20 protein-coding genes are annotated in these 20,225 nt (G+C 58.3%); 14 read left to right on the top strand and 6 right to left on the bottom strand.

Annotation, left to right across the window (positions count from 1 at the left end):
* Positions 1 to 4 precede the first annotated feature (4 nt).
* From lptE to lipA, 13 genes are all read left to right on the top strand, one after another.
* Positions 5 to 586 carry an LPS assembly lipoprotein LptE gene (gene lptE, locus NR795_RS01765; protein WP_144813668.1) on the top strand — a complete coding sequence of 194 codons (582 nt, stop codon included), beginning with the start codon at positions 5 to 7 and terminating at the stop codon, positions 584 to 586.
* The gene (holA, locus tag NR795_RS01760; RefSeq protein ID WP_144813671.1) at positions 586 to 1,617 is read left to right on the top strand and encodes a DNA polymerase III subunit delta; all 1,032 of its coding nucleotides are present in this window, start codon (positions 586 to 588) and stop codon (positions 1,615 to 1,617) included. Before lptE ends, holA begins: the two co-directional genes overlap by 1 nt.
* On the top strand, positions 1,610 to 2,260 hold the full coding sequence (gene nadD / locus NR795_RS01755) for a nicotinate-nucleotide adenylyltransferase (protein WP_257756881.1): 651 nt from the start codon (positions 1,610 to 1,612) through the stop codon (positions 2,258 to 2,260). The genes holA and nadD overlap by 8 nt, the downstream gene beginning before the upstream one ends.
* A gap of 252 nt (positions 2,261 to 2,512) precedes the next feature.
* The gene (rsfS, locus tag NR795_RS01750; RefSeq protein ID WP_144813677.1) at positions 2,513 to 2,830 is read left to right on the top strand and encodes a ribosome silencing factor; all 318 of its coding nucleotides are present in this window, start codon (positions 2,513 to 2,515) and stop codon (positions 2,828 to 2,830) included.
* A gap of 3 nt (positions 2,831 to 2,833) precedes the next feature.
* Complete coding sequence (gene rlmH, locus NR795_RS01745; protein ID WP_042392035.1) at positions 2,834 to 3,301, top strand: 23S rRNA (pseudouridine(1915)-N(3))-methyltransferase RlmH; 468 nt, start codon at positions 2,834 to 2,836, stop codon at positions 3,299 to 3,301.
* A 29-nt stretch (positions 3,302 to 3,330) separates the two neighbouring features.
* Positions 3,331 to 5,232: a peptidoglycan DD-transpeptidase MrdA gene (mrdA, locus tag NR795_RS01740; protein WP_042392033.1), complete on the top strand. Its 1,902-nt coding sequence runs from the start codon at positions 3,331 to 3,333 to the stop codon at positions 5,230 to 5,232.
* Positions 5,233 to 5,234: 2 nt separating this feature from the next.
* Positions 5,235 to 6,347 carry a peptidoglycan glycosyltransferase MrdB gene (mrdB, locus tag NR795_RS01735; RefSeq protein WP_144813679.1) on the top strand — a complete coding sequence of 371 codons (1,113 nt, stop codon included), beginning with the start codon at positions 5,235 to 5,237 and terminating at the stop codon, positions 6,345 to 6,347.
* A 10-nt stretch (positions 6,348 to 6,357) separates the two neighbouring features.
* Positions 6,358 to 7,530, top strand: coding sequence for an endolytic peptidoglycan transglycosylase RlpA (rlpA, locus tag NR795_RS01730; protein ID WP_257756879.1), 1,173 nt, complete (start codon positions 6,358 to 6,360; stop codon positions 7,528 to 7,530).
* 142 nt (positions 7,531 to 7,672) lie between these two features.
* Positions 7,673 to 8,884 (top strand): D-alanyl-D-alanine carboxypeptidase DacA, encoded by a 1,212-nt coding sequence (gene dacA, locus NR795_RS01725; protein WP_257756878.1) that lies wholly within the window; start codon positions 7,673 to 7,675, stop codon positions 8,882 to 8,884.
* Between the two features lie 101 nt (positions 8,885 to 8,985).
* Entirely contained in the window at positions 8,986 to 9,249 is a 264-nt protein-coding gene (gene ybeD, locus NR795_RS01720) for a DUF493 family protein YbeD (RefSeq protein ID WP_013367141.1), read from the top strand.
* 103 nt (positions 9,250 to 9,352) lie between these two features.
* Positions 9,353 to 9,991 (top strand): lipoyl(octanoyl) transferase LipB, encoded by a 639-nt coding sequence (lipB, locus tag NR795_RS01715; protein ID WP_257756876.1) that lies wholly within the window; start codon positions 9,353 to 9,355, stop codon positions 9,989 to 9,991.
* Positions 9,992 to 10,290: 299 nt separating this feature from the next.
* On the top strand, positions 10,291 to 11,253 hold the full coding sequence (locus NR795_RS01710) for a YbeF family transcriptional regulator (protein WP_144813692.1): 963 nt from the start codon (positions 10,291 to 10,293) through the stop codon (positions 11,251 to 11,253).
* A gap of 201 nt (positions 11,254 to 11,454) precedes the next feature.
* A complete protein-coding gene (lipA, locus tag NR795_RS01705; RefSeq protein WP_257756874.1) occupies positions 11,455 to 12,420 on the top strand; it encodes a lipoyl synthase in 966 nt (321 codons plus the stop codon).
* A gap of 84 nt (positions 12,421 to 12,504) precedes the next feature.
* Here the strand turns inward: lipA and tatE are convergent, their stop codons facing one another.
* Together tatE and NR795_RS01695 are read right to left on the bottom strand one after the other, a co-directional pair.
* A complete protein-coding gene (gene tatE / locus NR795_RS01700) occupies positions 12,505 to 12,708 on the bottom strand; it encodes a twin-arginine translocase subunit TatE (RefSeq protein ID WP_042392018.1) in 204 nt (67 codons plus the stop codon).
* A gap of 127 nt (positions 12,709 to 12,835) precedes the next feature.
* Positions 12,836 to 13,624, bottom strand: coding sequence for a deaminated glutathione amidase (locus NR795_RS01695; protein ID WP_257756871.1), 789 nt, complete (start codon positions 13,622 to 13,624; stop codon positions 12,836 to 12,838).
* A gap of 66 nt (positions 13,625 to 13,690) precedes the next feature.
* Here NR795_RS01695 and crcB point away from each other — a divergent pair, with 66 nt between their 5' ends.
* The gene (crcB, locus tag NR795_RS01690; protein WP_238083696.1) at positions 13,691 to 14,074 is read left to right on the top strand and encodes a fluoride efflux transporter CrcB; all 384 of its coding nucleotides are present in this window, start codon (positions 13,691 to 13,693) and stop codon (positions 14,072 to 14,074) included.
* A gap of 122 nt (positions 14,075 to 14,196) precedes the next feature.
* Here crcB and cspE read toward each other — a convergent pair whose 3' ends face one another.
* The 4 genes from cspE to NR795_RS01670 form a co-directional block, all read right to left on the bottom strand.
* On the bottom strand, positions 14,197 to 14,406 hold the full coding sequence (cspE, locus tag NR795_RS01685) for a transcription antiterminator/RNA stability regulator CspE (protein WP_004100146.1): 210 nt from the start codon (positions 14,404 to 14,406) through the stop codon (positions 14,197 to 14,199).
* A gap of 108 nt (positions 14,407 to 14,514) precedes the next feature.
* Positions 14,515 to 17,676, bottom strand: coding sequence for an efflux RND transporter permease subunit (locus NR795_RS01680; RefSeq protein ID WP_257756868.1), 3,162 nt, complete (start codon positions 17,674 to 17,676; stop codon positions 14,515 to 14,517).
* Positions 17,673 to 18,944: an efflux RND transporter periplasmic adaptor subunit gene (locus NR795_RS01675; protein ID WP_257756867.1), complete on the bottom strand. Its 1,272-nt coding sequence runs from the start codon at positions 18,942 to 18,944 to the stop codon at positions 17,673 to 17,675. The genes NR795_RS01680 and NR795_RS01675 overlap by 4 nt, the downstream gene beginning before the upstream one ends.
* A complete protein-coding gene (locus NR795_RS01670) occupies positions 18,941 to 20,194 on the bottom strand; it encodes a TolC family protein (RefSeq protein ID WP_257756866.1) in 1,254 nt (417 codons plus the stop codon). Before NR795_RS01670 ends, NR795_RS01675 begins: the two co-directional genes overlap by 4 nt.
* Positions 20,195 to 20,225 lie beyond the last annotated feature (31 nt).

The following is a 20,225-nucleotide window of genomic DNA, read 5'->3' as shown; positions in this document are numbered from 1 at the left end:
AAGCGTGCGATTTCTAACAACACTCTTGTTGTCATTGGCGGTGCTGGCCACCGCTGGATGTGGTTGGCACCTGCGCAACAACTCAGCCATTCCTGATGAGATGAAAACGATGATTTTCGACTCAGGGGATCCTAACGGCCCGCTCAGCCGCGCGATACGCGCGCAGCTGCGCCTGAACGGTGTGACGCTGGTAGAGAAGAGCTCTGTACGTCAGGATATTCCCTCCTTCCGTCTGCTGGGCTCGTCTGTAGGTCAGGACACCGCGTCCATCTTCCGCGACGGCCGTACGGCTGAGTACCAGATGGTAATGAGCGTCCAGGCCTCGGTGCTGATCCCTGGTCAGGGGATCTATCCGCTGCATACCAAAGTTTATCGTTCATTCTTCGATAACCCGCAGACCGCGCTGGCGAAAGATGCCGAGCAGGAGATGATTATTTCGGAGATGTACGATAAAGCCGCCCAGCAGCTGATCCGTCAGCTGCCAAGCGTGCAAACGGCGGAGAAGCAGGAGAAGATTGCGGAAGCCAAAGCAGAAGCCAAAGCGACCGACACCTCCTCCCGCGTCTCAACCACGCTGGGTAACTGATGTTAAAGCTGTACCCTGAACAGCTCCGCGCGCAGCTCAATGAAGGGCTGCGCGCGGCGTATCTGCTGCTTGGCAACGATCCGCTGCTGCTGCAGGAGAGCCAGGATGCGGTGCGTCAGGCCGCCGCTGCCCAGAGCTTTGATGAGCACCACACCGTTACGCTGGATGCCAGCACCGACTGGACCGCGCTCTTCTCCCTCTGCCAGGCCATGAGCCTGTTCGCCAGCCGCCAGACGCTGTTACTTCAGCTGCCGGACAACGGGCCCAATGCGGCCATCAATGAACAGCTCGCTACCCTGACAGGGCTGCTGCATGACGATCTGCTGCTGATCGTTCGGGGCAATAAGCTCACTAAGGCGCAGGAGAATGCCGCCTGGTTTACCGCTTTAGCTAACCGCGCCGTGCTGGTCACCTGCCAGACGCCGGAGCAGGCGCAGCTGCCGCGCTGGGTCGCCAACCGCGCAAAACAGAACCATCTTCAGCTTGATGACGCTGCGAACCAGCTGCTCTGCTACTGCTACGAGGGTAACCTGCTGGCGTTGGCCCAGGCACTGGATCGTCTCTCCCTGCTCTGGCCCGATGGCAAGCTCACCCTGCCCCGCGTTGAGCAGGCGGTGAACGATGCCGCACACTTTACCCCGTTCCACTGGGTGGACGCCCTGCTGGCAGGCAAGAGCAAGCGCGCCCTGCATATTTTGCAGCAGCTGAAGCTTGAGGCCAGCGAGCCGGTTATCCTCCTGCGTACCTTGCAGCGTGAGCTACTGCAGCTGGTGACCTTAAAGCGCCAGATGGCGCAGACCCCGCTGCGTACTCTCTTTGATAAACACCGGGTGTGGCAGAACCGCCGCGCCGTCACCACCGAGGCGCTAAACCGCCTGAGCCATGCCCAGCTTCGCCAGGCTGTGCATCTCCTGAGCCGCACCGAGCTCACCGTAAAGCAGGACTACGGTCAGTCGGTTTGGGCCGAGCTGGAAGGGCTCTCTCTGCTACTCTGTCATAAGACACTGGCGGACGTTTTTATCGATGGATGATATGAACTCGCTGCAGGCGCTGTTTGGCGGGACCTTCGATCCCGTCCACTACGGCCACCTTCTACCTGTGGAGGCGCTGGCAGAGGCCATTAACCTCGCACGGGTTATCATTATGCCCAATAACGTGCCGCCCCACCGCCCGCAGCCGGAGGCCACCAGCCAGCAGCGTAAAACCATGCTGGCGCTGGCGATAGGCGACCGTCCGCTGTTTACCCTCGACGAGCGGGAGCTGCAGCGCGACACGCCCTCTTACACGGCGGAAACGCTGGAGAAATGGCGTCAGGAGAGCGGCGCATCCCGCCCGCTGGCGTTTATTATCGGCCAGGATTCGCTGCTCAGCTTCCCGACCTGGTACCGCTACGACACGATTCTTAACTACTGTCATCTGATTGTCTGCCGCCGTCCCGGCTATGCGCTGGCGATGCGCGATGCAGCGCACCAGCGCTGGCTAGAGCAGCATCTCACCCCCGATGCCCGCGAGCTGCATACCCTGCCCGCCGGAAAGATTTTTCTCGCGCAGACTCCGTGGTTTGACATCTCTGCCACGCAAATCCGTCAGCGGCTGCGGCAGAGCCAGCCCTGTGACGATCTGCTCCCGCCCGCCGTGCTCGACTACATTGTGCAGCAGGGACTGTATCGCTAAGCCTGTGATTAACGCATTAGAAGATTGACACGATCTTCAAGACTGCTATTCTCCGCTGCCAGACTTTTCCCTCCGCAGCTGTTCCATAGAAATTGTTTTACAAAAATGGCGATGCAATCTTGTGCGGAGGGTGGGATGATAGCCCACTTTCAGACACATATGGGCAACTCTTGTCCCGAAAAGGCCGGGCTTCAGGTATACTGGCTGACTATCTATTGAATATCGTTATTTGCATCCACCCAGGGGGAACACTTGCAGGGTAAAGCACTCCAGGATTTTGTTATCGACAAAATTGATGACCTTAAAGGTCAGGACATCGTCACCTTAGACGTTAAAGGTAAATCAAGCATCACCGACTGCATGATCATCTGCACCGGTACCTCAACGCGTCACGTTGTCTCTATTGCTAACCATGTGGTTCAGGAATCCCGCGCTGCCGGCCTGATCCCGTTTGGCGTAGAAGGCGAAAACGTTGCCGACTGGGTCGTGGTCGATCTGGGCGATGTGATTGTCCACGTTATGCAGGAAGAGAGCCGCCGTCTCTACGAGCTGGAAAAACTCTGGGGCTAATGCGTGAAGCTGCAACTGGTCGCCGTCGGCACGAAAATGCCCGACTGGGTACAAACCGGCTTTACTGAATATCTGCGTCGATTCCCGAAAGATATGCCGTTTGAGCTGGTAGAGATCCCTGCCGGCAAGCGCGGCAAAAATGCCGATATCAAACGTATCCTTGATAAAGAGGGTGAGCTTATGCTCGCTGCGGCCGGGAAAAACCGCATCGTCACCCTCGATATTCCAGGCAAGCCCTGGGATACGCCGCAGCTGGCCATCGAGCTGGAGCGCTGGAAGCAGGACGGACGCGACGTCAGCCTGCTGATCGGCGGTCCGGAAGGGTTATCCCCCGCCTGCAAAGCGGCAGCAGAACAAAGTTGGTCACTCTCTGCGTTAACGCTCCCCCACCCGCTGGTCCGGGTTTTGGTGGCTGAAAGCCTCTACCGCGCATGGAGCATTACGACCAACCATCCCTATCACCGTGAGTAACGAAGAGCCTTAGGTAGATTAAGCAGCGGATGAAATTACAGAACTCTTTTCGCGACTATACGGCTGAGTCCGCGCTGTTTGTGCGCAGGGCGATTGTCGCCTTTACAGGGATCCTGCTGCTCAGCGGCGTGCTCGTCGCCAACCTCTATAATTTGCAGATCGTCCGTCACACCGACTACCAGACGCGCTCCAACGAAAACCGTATCAAGCTGGTGCCGATTGCCCCAAGCCGCGGCATTATCTATGACCGCAACGGTACGCCGCTGGCGCTCAACCGGACTATCTACCAGGTTGAGATGATGCCTGAGAAGGTGGATAACGTGCAGCAGACGCTGGATGCGCTGCGTGACGTGGTCGATCTCAACGATGATGACATCGCCAATTTCAAAAAAGAGCGCGCCCGCTCGCACCGTTTTACCTCTATTCCGGTGAAGTCTAACCTGACGGAAGTCCAGGTGGCGCGCTTTGCCGTTAACCAGTACCGCTTCCCCGGCGTGGAAGTCAAAGGCTATAAGCGCCGCTTTTACCCCTATGGCTCTGCCCTGACCCACGTTATCGGCTACGTATCGAAAATCAACGATAAAGACGTTGAACGCCTCGATAAAGAGGGGATCCTCGCCAACTATGCGGCCACGCACGATATCGGCAAGCTGGGCATTGAGCGCTACTACGAGAACGTCCTTCACGGCCAGACCGGCTACGAAGAGGTTGAGGTTAACAACCGTGGCCGGGTGATCCGCCAGCTGAAAGAGGTGCCGCCCCAGGCCGGGCATGACATCTACCTGACGCTGGATCTCAAGCTGCAAACCTATATTGAAACCCTGCTGGAGGGGAGCCGGGCGGCGGTTGTGGTAACCGATCCGCGTACTGGCGGTATTCTGGCGCTGGTCTCCATGCCAAGCTATAACCCAAACCTGTTTGTTGACGGTATCTCCAGCAAGGATTACAACGGCCTGCTGCACGATCCCAACACCCCGCTGATTAACCGTGCTACTCAGGGCGTCTATCCCCCGGCATCAACCGTTAAGCCTTATGTCGCGGTGTCGGCGCTGAGCGCGGGCGTGATCAACCGCAATACCAGCCTGTTTGACCCCGGCTGGTGGCAGCTTCCCGGCTCTGAGAAACGCTATCGCGACTGGAAAAAGTGGGGCCACGGCCACCTGAACGTGACCAAATCGCTGGAAGAGTCCGCCGACACCTTCTTCTACCAGGTCGCCTACGACATGGGTATCGATCGCCTTGGGGAGTGGATGAGTAAATTTGGCTACGGCCACTATACCGGCATCGACCTCTCCGAGGAGCGCTCCGGGAACATGCCAACCCGCGAGTGGAAGCTAAAACGCTTTAAGAAGCCATGGTACCAGGGTGACACCATCCCGGTGGGCATCGGCCAGGGCTACTGGACGGCAACGCCGATCCAGATGAGCAAGGCGATGATGATCCTGATTAACGATGGCATCGTCAAAGTACCGCATCTGTTGATGAGCACCGCGCAGAACGGCCAGCAGGTGCCCTGGAAGCAGCCCGAGCAGCCGCCGGTGGGCGATATCCACTCCGGTTACTGGGAGATTGCCAAAGACGGTATGTACGGCGTGGCCAACCGGGCCAACGGCACGGCGCACAAATATTTTGCTAACGCGCCTTATAAAGTGGCGGCGAAATCCGGTACGGCACAGGTGTTTGGCCTGAAGGCCAACGAAACCTATAACGCGCATAAAATTGCTGAACGCCTGCGCGACCATAAGTTGATGACAGCGTTTGCTCCCTATGACCATCCCCAGGTAGCGGTGGCGATCATTCTGGAAAACGGCGGTGCAGGCCCAGCGGTCGGGACCATCATGCGCCAGATCCTCGACCACATTATGCTGGGCGATAACAACACCGACCTGCCCGCCGAGAATCCAGCGGCAACGGCGGCTGAGGACCAATAACCATGACGGATAATCCGAACAAAAAATCGTTCTGGGATAAAATCCACATCGATCCAGCGCTGCTGCTGATCATCCTTGCGCTGCTGTTCTACAGCGCCATCGTGATCTGGAGCGCCAGCGGCCAGGATGTCGGCATGACCGAGCGCAAAATCGGCCAGATTGCCATGGGCCTGGTGGTGATGGTGGTGATGGCGCAGATCCCGCCCCGGGTTTATGAGGGGTGGGCCCCCTATCTCTACATCTTTTGCGTGATCCTGCTGGTGGCGGTTGACGCCTTTGGTGCCATCTCGAAAGGGGCGCAGCGCTGGCTCGATTTAGGTATCGTGCGCTTCCAGCCCTCGGAGATTGCGAAAATCGCCGTTCCGCTGATGGTGGCGCGCTTTATCAACCGCGACGTCTGCCCGCCCTCGCTGAAAAACACCGGTATTGCGCTGGTGCTGATCTTCATGCCTACCCTGCTGGTCGCCGCGCAGCCAGACCTCGGGACCTCGATTTTGATCGCGCTCTCGGGCCTGTTTGTGCTCTTCCTGTCGGGCCTGAGCTGGCGGCTGATTGGCATTGCTGCCCTGCTGCTGGCAGCGTTTATCCCGATCCTCTGGTTCTTCCTGATGCACGACTACCAGCGCCAGCGCGTCATGATGCTGCTCGATCCAGAAACCGATCCGCTGGGCGCAGGCTATCATATTATTCAGTCTAAAATTGCTATTGGCTCCGGCGGCCTGCGCGGCAAAGGCTGGCTGCACGGCACCCAGTCGCAGCTTGAATTTCTGCCCGAGCGCCATACCGACTTTATCTTCGCCGTACTGGGCGAAGAGCTGGGCCTGGTAGGGATCCTGATCCTGCTCACGCTCTACCTGCTGCTGATTATGCGCGGCCTGTGGATCGCCGCCCATGCGCAGACCACCTTTGGCCGCGTGATGGCCGGGGGCTTAATGCTGATTTTATTCGTTTATGTGTTTGTTAATATTGGTATGGTGAGCGGTATTTTACCGGTGGTAGGGGTGCCCTTACCGTTGGTAAGCTACGGGGGCTCAGCCCTGATTGTGCTTATGGCCGGGTTTGGTATCGTGATGTCGATCCATACCCACAGAAAAATGTTGTCGAAAAGCGTATAAGAGGTTCGCAATGCGGAAGCTTTGCCTTGCAGTTTGCGTAGCAGCAGGATTACTGACAGCGTGTTCAAGTAACGACGAGAGCCAGCAGCCCACTGCCGCTGCGCCGCAGCCTGCGGTCTGTAACGGCCCGACCGTGGAGATCGGCGGGGCCGAACCACGCTACGAGCCGCTGAACCCCTCGGCGAATCAGGACTACGAGCGTGATGGAAAATCCTACAAGATTGTGCAGGATACCTCGCGCTTTACCCAGGCCGGTCTCGCCGCTATCTACGATGCCGAGCCAGGCAGTAACCTGACCGCTTCCGGCGAAGCTTTTGATCCGATGCAGCTGACGGCGGCCCACCCGACGCTGCCGATCCCCAGCTACGCGCGTATTACCAACCTGTCTAACGGCCGGATGGTGGTAGTGCGCATCAACGATCGCGGCCCCTACGGCAACGACCGGGTGATCTCCCTCTCCCGCGCCGCGGCCGACAGGCTGAACAACTCCAACAACACTAAAGTGCGGATCGATCCGATTATTGTCTCTCAGGACGGGTCGTTCTCAGGTCCGGGCACGGTGTGTACCACCATTGCCCAGCAGACTTATGCCCTGCCCGATCGTCCCGATCTGAGCGGCGGCATGGGCAGCGCCTCTTCCACGCCGCAGCCTGCCCAGCCTGCGGCAGAGGTTCGCCCTATCAGTAACGACACGCTGCAAAGCGATGGCGCGGCTGGCGCACCGGTTGGCGGCAGCGGCTTCCTCGGCGCACCAACCACGCTGGCGTCTGGCGTACTGGAGAGCAACGAACCCGCTGCGCCAGTACAGCCGCAGCCGACCGTCACTGCCCCGGCCCCCGCGGCTGCCCCCGTCGTTGCTGCCCCTGCAACAGCGGCACCGGTGACCGCCCCTGGCTCCGTTCAGGGTAGCGCGCCGACAGCGGCTACCCCTGCCCCAGCAGCGCCTGCGGCCACCGCCGGTGGTTACGTTGTGCAGGTGGGTGCCGTAAGCGATAAAGCGCGCGCCGAACAGTATCAGCAGCGTCTGGTCCAGCAGTTCGACGTGCCGGGTCGCGTAACGCAGAATGGTGCAGTCTGGCGTATCCAGCTTGGCCCGTTCAGCAGCAAAGCCGATGCCAGCGCGCTCCAGCAGCGTTTGCAGAGCGAAGCGCAGCTGCAATCATTTATCACCAGCGCGCAGTAAGCGCTTCATCGGGCGTCTGGCTTTGTCAGTTTGTGTCAATTTCAGTCACAAAGTCATGCTGAAAGTCAGATGCCTGCCTGTATAGCTTTTGCTATAGTAAGGCACTTTTTTTAATTTCATCACGGATGTCGTTGTTCTGACCATGAAGACCACTTTTTCCGTTCGTTTCGTGAAGCGCCTGGCGCTCACCACCGCGCTGGCCGCCGCCACGCTCTCCGCTGCCCATGCTGATGATCTGAACATCAAGACCATGATCCCGGGCGTTCCGCAAATTGACGCAGAGTCGTATATCCTGATCGACTACAACTCTGGCAAAGTGCTGGCGGAACAGAACGCCGACGCGCGACGCGATCCGGCCAGCCTGACCAAAATGATGACCAGCTACGTCATCGGCCAGGCCATGAAAGCGGGTAAATTCAAAGAGACGGACCTGGTCACCATCGGCAACGATGCCTGGGCTACCGGCAACCCGGTCTTTAAAGGCTCATCGCTGATGTTCCTGAAGCCTGGCATGCAGGTGCCGGTATCCCAGCTGATCCGTGGTATCAACCTGCAGTCCGGCAACGACGCCTGCGTGGCAATGGCTGACTATGTCGCCGGTAGCCAGGACGCCTTTGTTGGCCTGATGAACAGCTACGTGACCGCGCTGGGGCTGAAAAACTCCCACTTCCAGACGGTGCACGGTCTTGATGCTGATGGTCAGTTCAGCTCCGCGCGTGATATGGCGATGATCGGCCAGGCGCTGATCCGCGATGTACCGAACGAGTACACCATCTACAAAGAGAAAGAGTTCACCTTCAACGGTATTCGCCAGACCAACCGCAACGGCCTGCTGTGGGATAACAGCCTGAACGTTGACGGAATCAAAACCGGTCATACCGACAAGGCGGGCTACAACCTGGTGGCGTCGGCAACCGAAGGCCAGATGCGCCTGATCTCCGCCGTAATGGGTGGCCGCACCTTCAAAGGCCGTGAAGCTGAAAGTAAAAAGCTGCTGACCTGGGGCTTCCGTTTCTTTGAAACCGTTAACCCGATCAAAGCAGGCAAAGAGTTTGCCTCTGAGCCAGCGTGGTTTGGCGACAGCGATCGTGCCTCGCTGGGTGTCGATAAAGACGTCTATCTGACCATTCCGCGCGGCCGGATGAAGGATCTGAAGGCCAGCTATGTGCTGAGCAACAGCGAGCTGCATGCCCCGCTGGCAAAAAACCAGGTCGTGGGCACCATCAACTTCCAGCTTGATGGCAAAACCATTGAGCAGCGTCCGCTGGTGGTTCTGCAGGAGATCCCAGAGGGGAATTTCTTCGGCAAAATCATCGACTATATCAAGCTGATGTTCCACCACTGGTTTGGTTAAAAAATAGACACTTGAAAGTGTGATTTCCATCCCCATATACTATGCATCTTAAACACTCCCGCCCCTGGCGGGAGTTGTTCTTTTTTAACGCCGGAGCTGACATGAAAACCAAACTTAACGAACTGCTTGAATTCCCGACCTCCTTTACCTACAAAGTGATGGGTCTGGCGAAACCTGAGCTGGTTGATCAGGTGGTGGAAGTGGTACAGCGCCATGCGCCAGGTGATTACTCTCCGCAGGTAAAACCGAGCAGCAAAGGCAACTACCACTCGGTCTCTATCACCATCACCGCCACGCACATTGAGCAGGTCGAAACGCTGTACGAAGAGCTCGGCAATATCGAAATCGTTCGTATGGTGCTGTAACCGTCCCGCGCCAATCTGCTGACGTGTTGCCCGGCGCTGGCCGGGGAACACCCTCCTTGTGATATACTCCCCCTACCTTTTGTTCTCCTCTGGAGATGCTGTTTTGCTTCAGGATACGATCCTTATCCGCCATCTGGGCTTGCAACCTTACGCGCCAGTTTCCGAGGCGATGCACACCTTTACCGATAACCGTGATGCCAACACCCCCGATGAGGTGTGGCTGGTCGAACACGAGCCAGTGTTCACCCAGGGACAGGCCGGTAAAGCGGAGCATCTGCTGATGCCCGGTGATATTCCCGTTATTCAGAGCGATCGCGGTGGTCAGGTGACCTATCACGGTCCTGGCCAGCAGGTCATGTATGTGCTGCTGGATCTTAAACGCCGCAAGCTGGGCGTGCGTGAGCTGGTGACCGTGCTTGAGCAGACCGTGGTAAACACACTGGCCGAACTGGATATTGATGCCCATCCGCGTGCGGATGCGCCTGGGGTGTACGTTGGTGAGAAGAAGATCTGCTCGCTGGGTCTGCGGATCCGCAAAGGCTGTTCGTTTCATGGCCTGGCGCTCAACATCGCCATGGATCTTGCGCCGTTCCGGCGGATTAACCCCTGCGGCTATGCGGGCATGGAGATGGCTCAGGTCAGCGAATGGATTAACGCAGCAACGCCGGCTACGCTTGCCCCGCGACTTATTGCAAACTTACTCACGCTGCTAAATAATCCCGCACATCAATATATTAGCTGAAAATATATCCTATATCCGCCGATAACTTTTTTATCGGCGGTCTAAAAATCTCATTGACCCTCCCAATAAAAACACCGATCCTGTCGTTCATGCCCCTGTTACTAAAGGGTAATTTAGGTGACACCGGACATGCTACGTCGCCAGGTGACCCTTTGGCAGGCGATAAAACGGCCTGCTTTATTATTAACTTGTTGAAATACAATGGAATGCGCGTATCCACGCGGTATGTGGGTACATTAATGACACAAGAATATAATTTCAACTATCATTCATAATGTGAATGGATATGGAGTTTGAGCGTGGATGATAACGATCTGTCGAATAAACGAATAGCCGAGCGTCGCGAAGAGGATAAACCCCAAATCTTCCGTACGCTGCGCAATATCGATCTCAATTTATTGACGATCTTTGAAGCCGTATATGTTCACAAAGGTATTGTCAACGCGGCGAAGGTGCTTAACCTGACGCCATCAGCGATTAGCCAGTCTATCCAGAAACTACGCGCCATCTTTCCCGATCCCCTGTTTATCCGTAAAGGTCAGGGAGTCACGCCTACGGCGTATGCTACGCATTTGCATGAATACGTCAGCCTTGGACTGGAGTCGATTCTTGGCGCACTGGATCTTACCGGCAGCTATGATAAACAGCGTACCATTACTATCGGCACGCCTCCCTCTCTAGGCACCCTGCTGATCCCGCCCATCTACAAGGCGATCAAGGCGGCGCATCCGCACCTGCTGATCCGTAATATTCCCATTCTGGACGCGGAGAATCAGCTCGGCCAGTTCCAGACGGATCTGATCATCGATACGCATGTTACGGGTACCCGGACGCTTAACCACCACGTTTTATATCACGACCGGCTGATACTGATCTGTCGGAAAGACCACCCCTGCCTGCAGCAGCCGCTGACGGAAGAGACGCTGAGCCAGTATGAACATACGCTGCTTATGCTGGAGGGGCAAAGCATGAGCACCATGCGACAGAAGGTGCGAGAGCTCTTTCCGGAGCAGCCAGTAAGCTTTAGCAGTTACAATATGTTTACAATCGCGGCACTCATTAGCCACAGCGACATGCTGGGCCTGATGCCGTCACGCCTGTTCAGCTTCTTTAACTCCTGTTGGCCTTTGACGGAAATCGATTTCCCACCGTTGCACACCGCCACGGTAGAGGTTTCCCTCTATTATAACAAGTTAAGCCTGCGCGATCCGGTGCTGGAGAACGTTATTAGCGTGATTCGAAATGCCTTTGAGAAGGAATAGCCGCCAGGGCTGATGCCCGACGATGGCTGGACATAGGGCACAAAACAACAACTATTTTACAATTTGCCGGGCCGGTAGGCTGCTTTATCGCCTCCAGAGATGATATACTGCCGCCCGGCTGATTCAAAAATAGTTGAGAAGTACAACATTCCCTTGAATTGAAACGCTCCCTTCGTTATTCGCAACTGGAACACGCACGCTATGAGTAAACCCATTGTGATGGAACGCGGTGTTAAATACCGCGATGCCGATAAAATGGCCCTTATCCCGGTTAAAAACGTGGTAACAGAGCGCGAAGCCCTGTTAAGAAAACCGGAGTGGATGAAGATCAAACTGCCGGCAGACTCCTCCCGCATCCAGGGTATTAAAGCGGCCATGCGTAAAAACGGCCTGCATTCTGTCTGTGAAGAGGCGTCCTGCCCGAACCTGGCGGAGTGTTTCAATCACGGTACGGCGACCTTCATGATCCTGGGTGCTATTTGTACCCGCCGCTGCCCGTTCTGTGACGTTGCCCACGGTCGCCCGGTCGCGCCTGATGCCAACGAGCCGGTGAAGCTGGCGCAAACTATTGCCGATATGGCGCTGCGCTATGTGGTGATCACTTCCGTTGACCGCGACGATCTGCGTGACGGTGGCGCTCAGCACTTTGCCGACTGCATCAGCGCTATTCGCGAGAAAAGCCCGAGCATCCGCATTGAGACCCTGGTTCCTGACTTCCGTGGCCGTATGGATCGTGCGCTGGATATCCTCTCCGCCACGCCACCAGACGTCTTTAACCACAACCTGGAGAACGTGCCGCGTATCTACCGCAAGGTACGTCCAGGCGCGGACTATAACTGGTCCCTGAAGCTGCTGGAGCGCTTTAAAGAGGCGCATCCGGATGTCCCGACCAAATCCGGCCTGATGGTTGGCCTGGGCGAGACCAATGAAGAGATCGTTGATGTCATGCGCGACCTGCGCCGCCACGGTGTGACCATGCTGACCCTCGGCCAGTATCTGCAGCCAAGCCGTCACCACCTGCCGGTACAGCGTTATGTCAGCCCAGAAGAGTTTGATGAGATGAAAGCCGAAGCGCTGGCGATGGGCTTCACCCACGCGGCCTGCGGCCCGTTTGTGCGCTCCTCTTACCATGCTGATTTGCAGGCAAAAGGGATCGAAGTAAAATAGTTCAGCAATAACTGCTTACACTATCGCAATAAAAAACCGGCCTGTGCGCCGGTTTTTTTTATCGCAAGCCATCCGGCATTGCCATTACTCTTTGTGAGAGAGCTTCTCTGCCGCGATGTCACCGTCGGCGCTCTTTTTCGCGCTGGTGTCATCGTCATTCATCGCTTTCTTAAAGCCTTTAATGGCTGCGCCAAGGTCACCGCCGAGGGTACGTAACTTCTTCGTCCCAAACAGCAAAACAACCAGTGCGGCCACTACCAGCAGCTTAGTAATACTAATCTCACCCATAAATACCTTCTTTACTGAAAACAGGCTGCGAAATGCGCCGTGGAAACCTGACCTATTAACGGACATTCGGCGCGCGCACACAATAGCAATCTGTAACAAGGTGAATCAAGTGTTGTTTAAAAAAACATCACAATAACTGTGGGGGGACAAAGCGGCGATTGCGCAGCACCGGCAATTTCTCCCGCGTCTCCTGCACGCGTGCGGCGCTCACTTCGCCGAAAATCAGCTGCGCCTCCTGGGCCGCAGCCGCGACGGTGACGCCCTGTGGATCGACAATGCGGCTCTGGCCAATGTTTTTATTCCCGCACTCGCCAGCGGCCACCAGGTAGCAGGTGGTATCCAGCGCCCGTGCCGCCAGCAGCGTTGCCCAGTGATGCTCCTTCAACGGCCCACGTACCCATGCCGCGGGCAGCACCAGCAGATCGGCACCCTGCAAGGCCAGAGTTAGCGCCAGCTCAGGAAAGCGCAGATCGTAACAGGTCATCAGCCCAATCTTGATGCCCGCCACCTCAATCAGCGGGGGGATAGCACTGCCTGCATCCACCCGGCTCGACTCAAGGATGCTGAAGGCATCGTAGAGATGCAGCTTGGCGTAGCGGGCAATGATATGCCCTGCCCGCAGTACGACCAGGGTATTTACCGCCCTGCCTTCGGTAGACGGCACATGGATAGTCAGCACCGTGGTCATCGCGTTCTTCCGGCTTTCTGCCCGCAGCTGCGTCAAAAAGCCCCCGTCCAGCGGCTGGGCCGATGCCACCGAGAGGCCCGGATCGCTGTCGCTGCGGGCCAGCAGCGCCTCGGGCAGCACCAGCAGCGCGGCCCCCTGCTTTGCCGCCTGCGCCATCAGCGCGACGCAGGTCCGGGCATTATTCTCCCACTCCGGCGTCACTACAAACTGTCCCGCTGCCACAATCATCTTCTCGCCCCTCTGTCCGTTGCGTTAAACTTAGCGACCTGACACATCAAATAGCAGGAATTGGCGGTGATACAACTGTTTTTTGCGGTTTTTATCGGCGGCGGGACCGGCAGCGTGCTGCGCTGGTTTCTCGGTATGAAGCTTAATCCCTTACATCATGCGATCCCTATCGGCACGCTGACAGCTAACCTGGCCGGAGCATTTATTATCGGAATGGGGCTGGCGTGGTTTAACCGAATGACACATATCGATCCGCTATGGAAGCTGCTCATCACTACCGGCTTTTGCGGCGGCTTAACCACCTTCTCAACATTTTCCGCTGAGGTGGTATTCCTGTTGCAGGATGGACGCGCAGGCTGGGCGTTGCTGAATGTCGCGGTGAACCTGCTGGGCTCGTTTGCCATGACGGCGCTGGCCTTTTGGCTGGTCTCTGCCACGCACGCGCAGTAGTAAATGTTACAGGACCCTCATGGTAGGCCTGATAAGCGTAGCGCCATCAGGCGTTATGCAGGAGTTCAGACGAAAAAAAACCCGCTTTTCAGCGGGTTTTAGAGTTCTGTCTTATCGCTAACTTAGATAGGCATTACGTTAGCAGCAGAAGGGCCTTTGGCACCGTTAGTGATTTCAAACTCTACGCGCTGACCTTCAGCCAGAGTTTTGAAACCATTGCTCTGGATTGCAGAGAAGTGTACGAACACGTCTTTGCTGCCATCTTCCGGAGTAATGAAACCGAATCCTTTGGACTCATTAAACCACTTAACGTTACCTTTAATCTTAGACATCAAAATTACCTTTACATGAAAAACGACACAAATGCTGTGTCGGGTATCAGTACAACAATTGTCATGACTTTTGTCCAGTCGATATTCGTTAAAAAGTGATAAATGTCGCTATCTTTTTTTATCCAGCTGCAATATTTGCTGTTTTTTCAACGCGGAAGTGCGATGCATTAAAAAGTAGAGCGCCGGGACGACAAACATCGACAGCAGGGGCGCAGTAAGCATGCCGCCTATCATCGGCGCGGCAATTCGCCGCATCACTTCCCCGCCGGTGCCGTCTCCCCACATGATTGGCAGCAGCCCCGCCATGATGGTAGCAACGGTCATCACCTTGGGCCGTACGCGCAGCACTGCCCCCTCGTGGATCGCCTGCATCAACAGCTGATGCTCAGCCTTTCCGGCATAGATACCATGCCGGGCCAGCGCCTGGTTAAGGTAGAGCACCATGATGACGCCAAACTCGGCGGCCACCCCCGCCAGGGCAATAAACCCTACTGCCCCCGCCACCGACAGGTTATATCCCAGCAGCCAGAGTAGCCAGACGCCGCCGATCAAGGCAAAGGGCAGCGTGCCCATGATCAGCAGCGCATCGGTCACCCGCTTAAAAGTGAGATAGAGCAGAACAAAAATAATCGCCAGCGTCACCGGCAGAACCATTTTTAACGTCGCCGTCGCTCGCTCAAGGTACTCAAACTGCCCGGACCAGGAGAGCGTTACCCCCTGCGGCAGCGTGACCTGCTCCATCACCCGCTGCTGCATCTCGGCCACGGCGGACTTCAGATCGCGCCCGCGCAGATCGACATAGATCCAGTTCGACAGGCGTGCGTTTTCGCTCTTCAGCATCGGCGGCCCCTCGCTGACCACGATATCCGCCAGCTCGCCCAGCGCCACCTGGCTGCCGTTTTCGGTCACCACCGGCAGAGCACGCAGCTTGCTCACGTTGTCGCGCAGATCGCGCGGGTAGCGAATATTGATCGGATAGCGCTCGCGTCCGGCCAGCACCTCACCAACGTTTTCTCCGCCTACCAGCGTCGACACCAGCGACTGTAGCGCCTTTACCGAAACCCCATAGCGCGCTGCCTGCTGGCGGTTGATGTTGATATCAATATAGCGCCCGCCCGCCAACCGCTCCGCCAGCGCTGAGGTCACGCCGGGCACGGTTTTTACCACCTGCTCAATCTGCTGCGCCACCCTCTCGATATCGGCAATTGAATTACCGTTCACCTTAATGCCCACCGGGCTTTTGATCCCGGTTGCCAGCATATCCAGTCGGTTGCGGATCGGCGGCACCCAGACGTTGGCCACCCCCGGCACGCTGACGATGTTGTCCAGCTCCTCTACCAGCCTGGCCGGGGTCATCCCTGCCCGCCATTGATCGCGCGGCTTAAAGCGGATGGTGGTTTCGATCATGGTAAGCGGTGCGGGATCGGTAGCCGTTTCCGCCCGGCCCGCCTTGCCCATGACGCTCGCCACCTCCGGCACGCTTTTAATCAGCCGATCGGTCTGCTGAAGCAGCCTTGACGCCTCACGGACCGAGATCCCCGGCAGCGTAGAGGGCATATAGAGCAGATCGCCCTCGTCCATCGGCGGCATAAATTCGCTGCCGAGACGGCTGAGCGGCCAGAGCGTCGCCAGCAGCAGCAAGAGGGCCAGCGCCAGGGTGGTTTTCGGCCACGCCAGCACGTTGTCCAGCAGCGGCGCGTAGGCCCGGATCAGCCAGCGGTTGAGCGGGTTGGCCTGCTCGTCAGGGATACGTCCGCGAATAAACAGGCCCATCAGCACGGGCACCAGGGTGATCCCCAGCCCCGCCGCCACCGCCATCGACCAGGTTTTGGTGAAGGCCAGCGGAGAGAACATCCGCCCCTCCTGCGCCTCAAGCGAGAAGACCGGAATAAACGACAGGGTGATGATCAGCAGACTACAGAAGAGTGCCGGGCCCACCTCCACCGCCGCCTGCTCGGCGATCCGCCAGTAGTCCGCCCCCGCGGGCTGACGTCCCGCATGCTGGTGCCGCCACTGCTCCAGCACCTTATGCATGTTCTCGATCATCACGATAGCAGCGTCAACCATCGCGCCGATAGCAATGGCGATGCCGCCCAGGGACATGATGTTGGCGTTGATCCCCTGGTAGTGCATGATGATAAATGCCCCGAGGATGCCCAGCGGCAGCGAGACGATGGCCACCAGCGCCGAGCGGAAATGGAACAGGAACAGGGTGCAGATCAGCGCGACGACAATAAACTCCTCTACCAGCTTATGGCTGAGGGTCTCTACGGCATGCTCTATCAGCCCCGAGCGATCGTAAACCGGAACAATCTCCACGCCTTCCGGCAAGTTGCGTTGGAGATCGCGCAGCTTATCTTTCACCGCATGCAGGGTCTCCAGCGCGTTTTTACCGTAGCGCATGACGATAATGCCCCCGGCCACCTCGCCTTCGCCGTTATACTCCGCCACGCCCCGACGGATCTCCGGCCCATTGCGGATGCTGGCAACGTCGCCCAGCAGCACGGGCACGCCGCTACGGCTGTCGATGACGATCTGGCGAAAATCAGCAAGGCTTTTAAGATAGCCGGTGGTGCGCACCATATACTCGGCCTCCCCCATCTCCAGCAGCGCGCCGCCGCTCTCCTGGTTCGCCCCCTGCACCGCATCAATTATTTGCTGGTGGGTAATATTCAGCGCCCGCATCCGTATCGGATCGGGGACGACCTGATACTGGCGTACCATGCCGCCGACGCTGGCGACCTCCGCCACGTTGGGGACAGTTTTCAGCTCAAACTTAAGCGTCCAGTCCTGCAACGCCCGCAGATCGGCAAGGCTATGCTTACCGCTGCGATCGACAAGGGCATATTCGTAGATCCAGCCGACGCCGGTGGCATCCGGCCCCAGCCCGACGTTAACACCGGCAGGCAGCTGTCCCTGGATCTGGCTTAAATACTCCAGCACCCGTGATCGGGCCCAGTAGAGATCCGTCCCGTCCTCAAACAGGATGTAGACGTAGGCATCGCCGAACATGGAGTAGCCGCGCACCGTTTTCGCTCCCGGCACCGAGAGCATGGTAGTGGTCAGCGGATAGGTGATCTGATCCTCAATAATCTGCGGTGCTTTGCCAGGGTAGCTGGCCCGTACAATGACCTGCACGTCAGAGAGATCGGGCAGCGCATCCAGCGGCGCGCGCTGGAGGGACCACAGCCCCCAGCCCGCCATGACCACCGCCGCAAGCAGGATCAGCAGGCGGTTGCGCAGCGAGGCGCGAATGATGGCAGCGATCATGGCATCACCTCCCCGTCGTGCATAGCGTGGTCATGCTGATGCTCTGTCTCTGGGTCAGCAACCGGCGGCGCTTCCGCCGTGGCCTGCGGCAGGGCACTGCGCAGGCTGGCTTCGGAATCAATCAGGAACTGGCCGGAGGTCACCACGCTGTCGCCAGCCTTCACGCCGGAAAGGATCTGCGTCCAGCCGTCAGAGGTGAGGCCGGTCGTCACCTTAACCGCCTGGAAGTGGCCTTCACCGGTCGCCAGCAGCAGTCGGGTCTGGGTACCGGTATCAATCACCGCCTCCTCTGGCACCGCCAGCACCGGCGGACGGGCAGCACCCTCCGCCAGCGCTACCGTCAGAAACATGCCAGGCTTCAGCTTTTGCTGCGGGTTGTCCAGCACGATGCGCGCCTTCAGGGTGCGGGTGGCGGTCTCCAGCTGCGGCAGTAGCTCGCTCACCCGGCCATGAAACATCTCGCCGGGCAGACCGTCAGCAGTGGCGGTAATCTCGCTGCCCACGCTCAGGATCTGCATCTCTGCTGGTGCGTAATCCACCACCAGCCAGACGGGGTCAAGGCTCGCCAGCTCAAACAGGGGCTGCGTCGCTTCTACTCTCGCCCCCTCCCGCGCATCAAGCTTTACAACATAGCCGTCACGCGTTGCGTGCAGGGTCAGCCGCGTCTGCGGTTTGCCGCTGCGCTCCAGCTCGCGCACAATTGCGTCGGGCATAAACTGCAGGGCCAGTCGCGCCCGGGCAGCCTGAGTCAGGGTGGCATCCCCCAGCTGGCGCACGGCCAGGTACTCCTGCTGCGCTGCCGTCCACTCGGGGATCCACAGGCGAGCCAGCGGATCGCCCGCCTTTACCCACTGCTGGGGAGCGCGTACGTAAAGCGACTCCACTACTCCCGAGGCGGGCGCAGGCACAATCTGAATGCTGCGCTCGTCGGTGGTCACGCTGGCATACGCAGAAAATGCAGGCGTCAACGCACGCATCTGTGCCTGAGCGGTGGTCATGCCGAGGTTTTGCTGCTGGCGGCCGCTCACCGCCACGCCGGCCTCCTCCGGTGCGTCGTCGGCATAGCGGGGCATCAGATCCATATCCATAAAGGGCGATTTGCCCGGCTTGTCGAATCGCTGGTCGGGCACCATTGGATCGTACCAGTAGAGTACCTTACGGGCGGGAGGAGCCTCTGCTGCGGGAGCCTGTGGACGTTGACCAGCAAAATAGCCCGCCCCGGCGGCCAGCATTGTTATAAGAACAAACAGAATCACTCGCTTTTTCATTGTGCCAGCTCCTCAGGAATCAGCCAGTGGATCGCGGCCCACGTCCGCGCCATCTCTTTTTCCGCCTGGGTGGCGGCCAGTTCGCTATCCAGCACGCTGCGCCGGGCCTCCAGCAGCGCCGACAGGTCGGACTGTCCGGCACGGTACTGGGCTGCCAGCAGAGTCAGACGCTGCCTGAGCAGGGGGACCACGTCGTGCAGCTGACGCGACCAGCGGATCTGCGCCGCCCGGTAGTTGGCTATCAAGGTGCGGAGCTGGGCAATGTGCTGGCGTTGGGTCAGCGCTTGCCGATCGTTGGCCTGCATCGTGCGGGAGAGATCGGCGGCATGATCCTTGTCCTGCCGGTGCGCCTGGAACAGCGGCAGATCGACGGTAAACATTACGCCCGCGAGATCGTCATTGCCTTCCGAGCGGCGTCCGTAGTAGACCTCCACCTCAACGTCTGGGATCGCCGCAATGGCAGATTCAGCGGAGCGGGCCTTTGCGGTATTAGCCTCCCGCGTGGCGGCCAGCACCTCTGGATGCAGAGCGACGCCCTCCTCCAATGCCTGCTCCTCTGCGGGAAGCCGCTGGTAGGCAGGCATTTTTCCGGCAGCGGTGGTGATGGTGCGTCCGGTAAGCTCGAACAGGCGGGTTTGCGCGATCTGCACGTCGCGTTCGGCAAGGGTGATGTTATCGCGCATGGCGCTTTCGGTGATGCGCAGCGCCAGCACGCTCTCTGGCGCGGCGCTGCCTGCACCTACGCTGGCTTTTTGCACGCTCTGCTGGCGTGCGGTTTCGGCCAGCAGCTGCCGGGCCGCCGTAAGGGCGCGAGATGAAATAGCCAGATCCAGCCACGCCTGGGCAGTATCCCGTTGCAGTGCGGCACGAATGGCCTGGGCCTGCGCATTAACGCTTTGCGACTCCGCCAGCAGGGTTTGCGCTTTCCGCTCGCGCTTATCCGCGCTGACGTACTGCTGCATCACGCCGATGCGCTGCATGGTCATTCCTTCCCGAGTGAAGCGGCGATCGTTACTGCCCTGCACCGGCAGGTTTTCGAGACCAAATTTCAGCCTGGGATCGGGCAGCTCGCGGGCAGATTCCGCCATGGCGTTAAGGGCCTGCGCCTCGTTACGGCTGGCAGAGAGCTCAGCGGAGTAGCGCTGGGCGGCGGCGAGGGTTTGCGTGAGGGTATACGACTCCGCCTGTGCGGCGGAGACAAACAGCATAAACAGCACGCCAGAGAGCGTACTGGATGTAAAAGAGAACATAGTAGAACCTCAGTTAATCGTAAATTGGGTA

The sequence above is a fragment of the Pseudescherichia sp. L3 genome (assembly GCF_024656065.1).
In the GTDB taxonomy this organism is placed as follows: Bacteria; Pseudomonadota; Gammaproteobacteria; order Enterobacterales; family Enterobacteriaceae; genus Pseudescherichia.
Note: the sequence above shows the minus strand (reverse complement) of the source record. Positions and strands in the feature narration are given on the sequence as shown.

Coding starts and splice junctions, on each gene's coding strand:
- holA (WP_144813671.1), top strand. CDS start 586: ATGTTAAAGCTGTACCCTGAACAGCTCCGCGCGCAGCTCAATGAAGGG.
- nadD (WP_257756881.1), top strand. CDS start 1,610: ATGGATGATATGAACTCGCTGCAGGCGCTGTTTGGCGGGACCTTCGAT.
- mrdA (WP_042392033.1), top strand. CDS start 3,331: ATGAAATTACAGAACTCTTTTCGCGACTATACGGCTGAGTCCGCGCTG.
- mrdB (WP_144813679.1), top strand. CDS start 5,235: ATGACGGATAATCCGAACAAAAAATCGTTCTGGGATAAAATCCACATC.
- rlpA (WP_257756879.1), top strand. CDS start 6,358: ATGCGGAAGCTTTGCCTTGCAGTTTGCGTAGCAGCAGGATTACTGACA.
- dacA (WP_257756878.1), top strand. CDS start 7,673: ATGAAGACCACTTTTTCCGTTCGTTTCGTGAAGCGCCTGGCGCTCACC.
- ybeD (WP_013367141.1), top strand. CDS start 8,986: ATGAAAACCAAACTTAACGAACTGCTTGAATTCCCGACCTCCTTTACC.
- lipA (WP_257756874.1), top strand. CDS start 11,455: ATGAGTAAACCCATTGTGATGGAACGCGGTGTTAAATACCGCGATGCC.
- tatE (WP_042392018.1), bottom strand. CDS start 12,708: ATGGGTGAGATTAGTATTACTAAGCTGCTGGTAGTGGCCGCACTGGTT.
- NR795_RS01695 (WP_257756871.1), bottom strand. CDS start 13,624: ATGATTGTGGCAGCGGGACAGTTTGTAGTGACGCCGGAGTGGGAGAAT.
- cspE (WP_004100146.1), bottom strand. CDS start 14,406: ATGTCTAAGATTAAAGGTAACGTTAAGTGGTTTAATGAGTCCAAAGGA.
- NR795_RS01680 (WP_257756868.1), bottom strand. CDS start 17,676: ATGATCGCTGCCATCATTCGCGCCTCGCTGCGCAACCGCCTGCTGATC.
- NR795_RS01675 (WP_257756867.1), bottom strand. CDS start 18,944: ATGAAAAAGCGAGTGATTCTGTTTGTTCTTATAACAATGCTGGCCGCC.
- NR795_RS01670 (WP_257756866.1), bottom strand. CDS start 20,194: ATGTTCTCTTTTACATCCAGTACGCTCTCTGGCGTGCTGTTTATGCTG.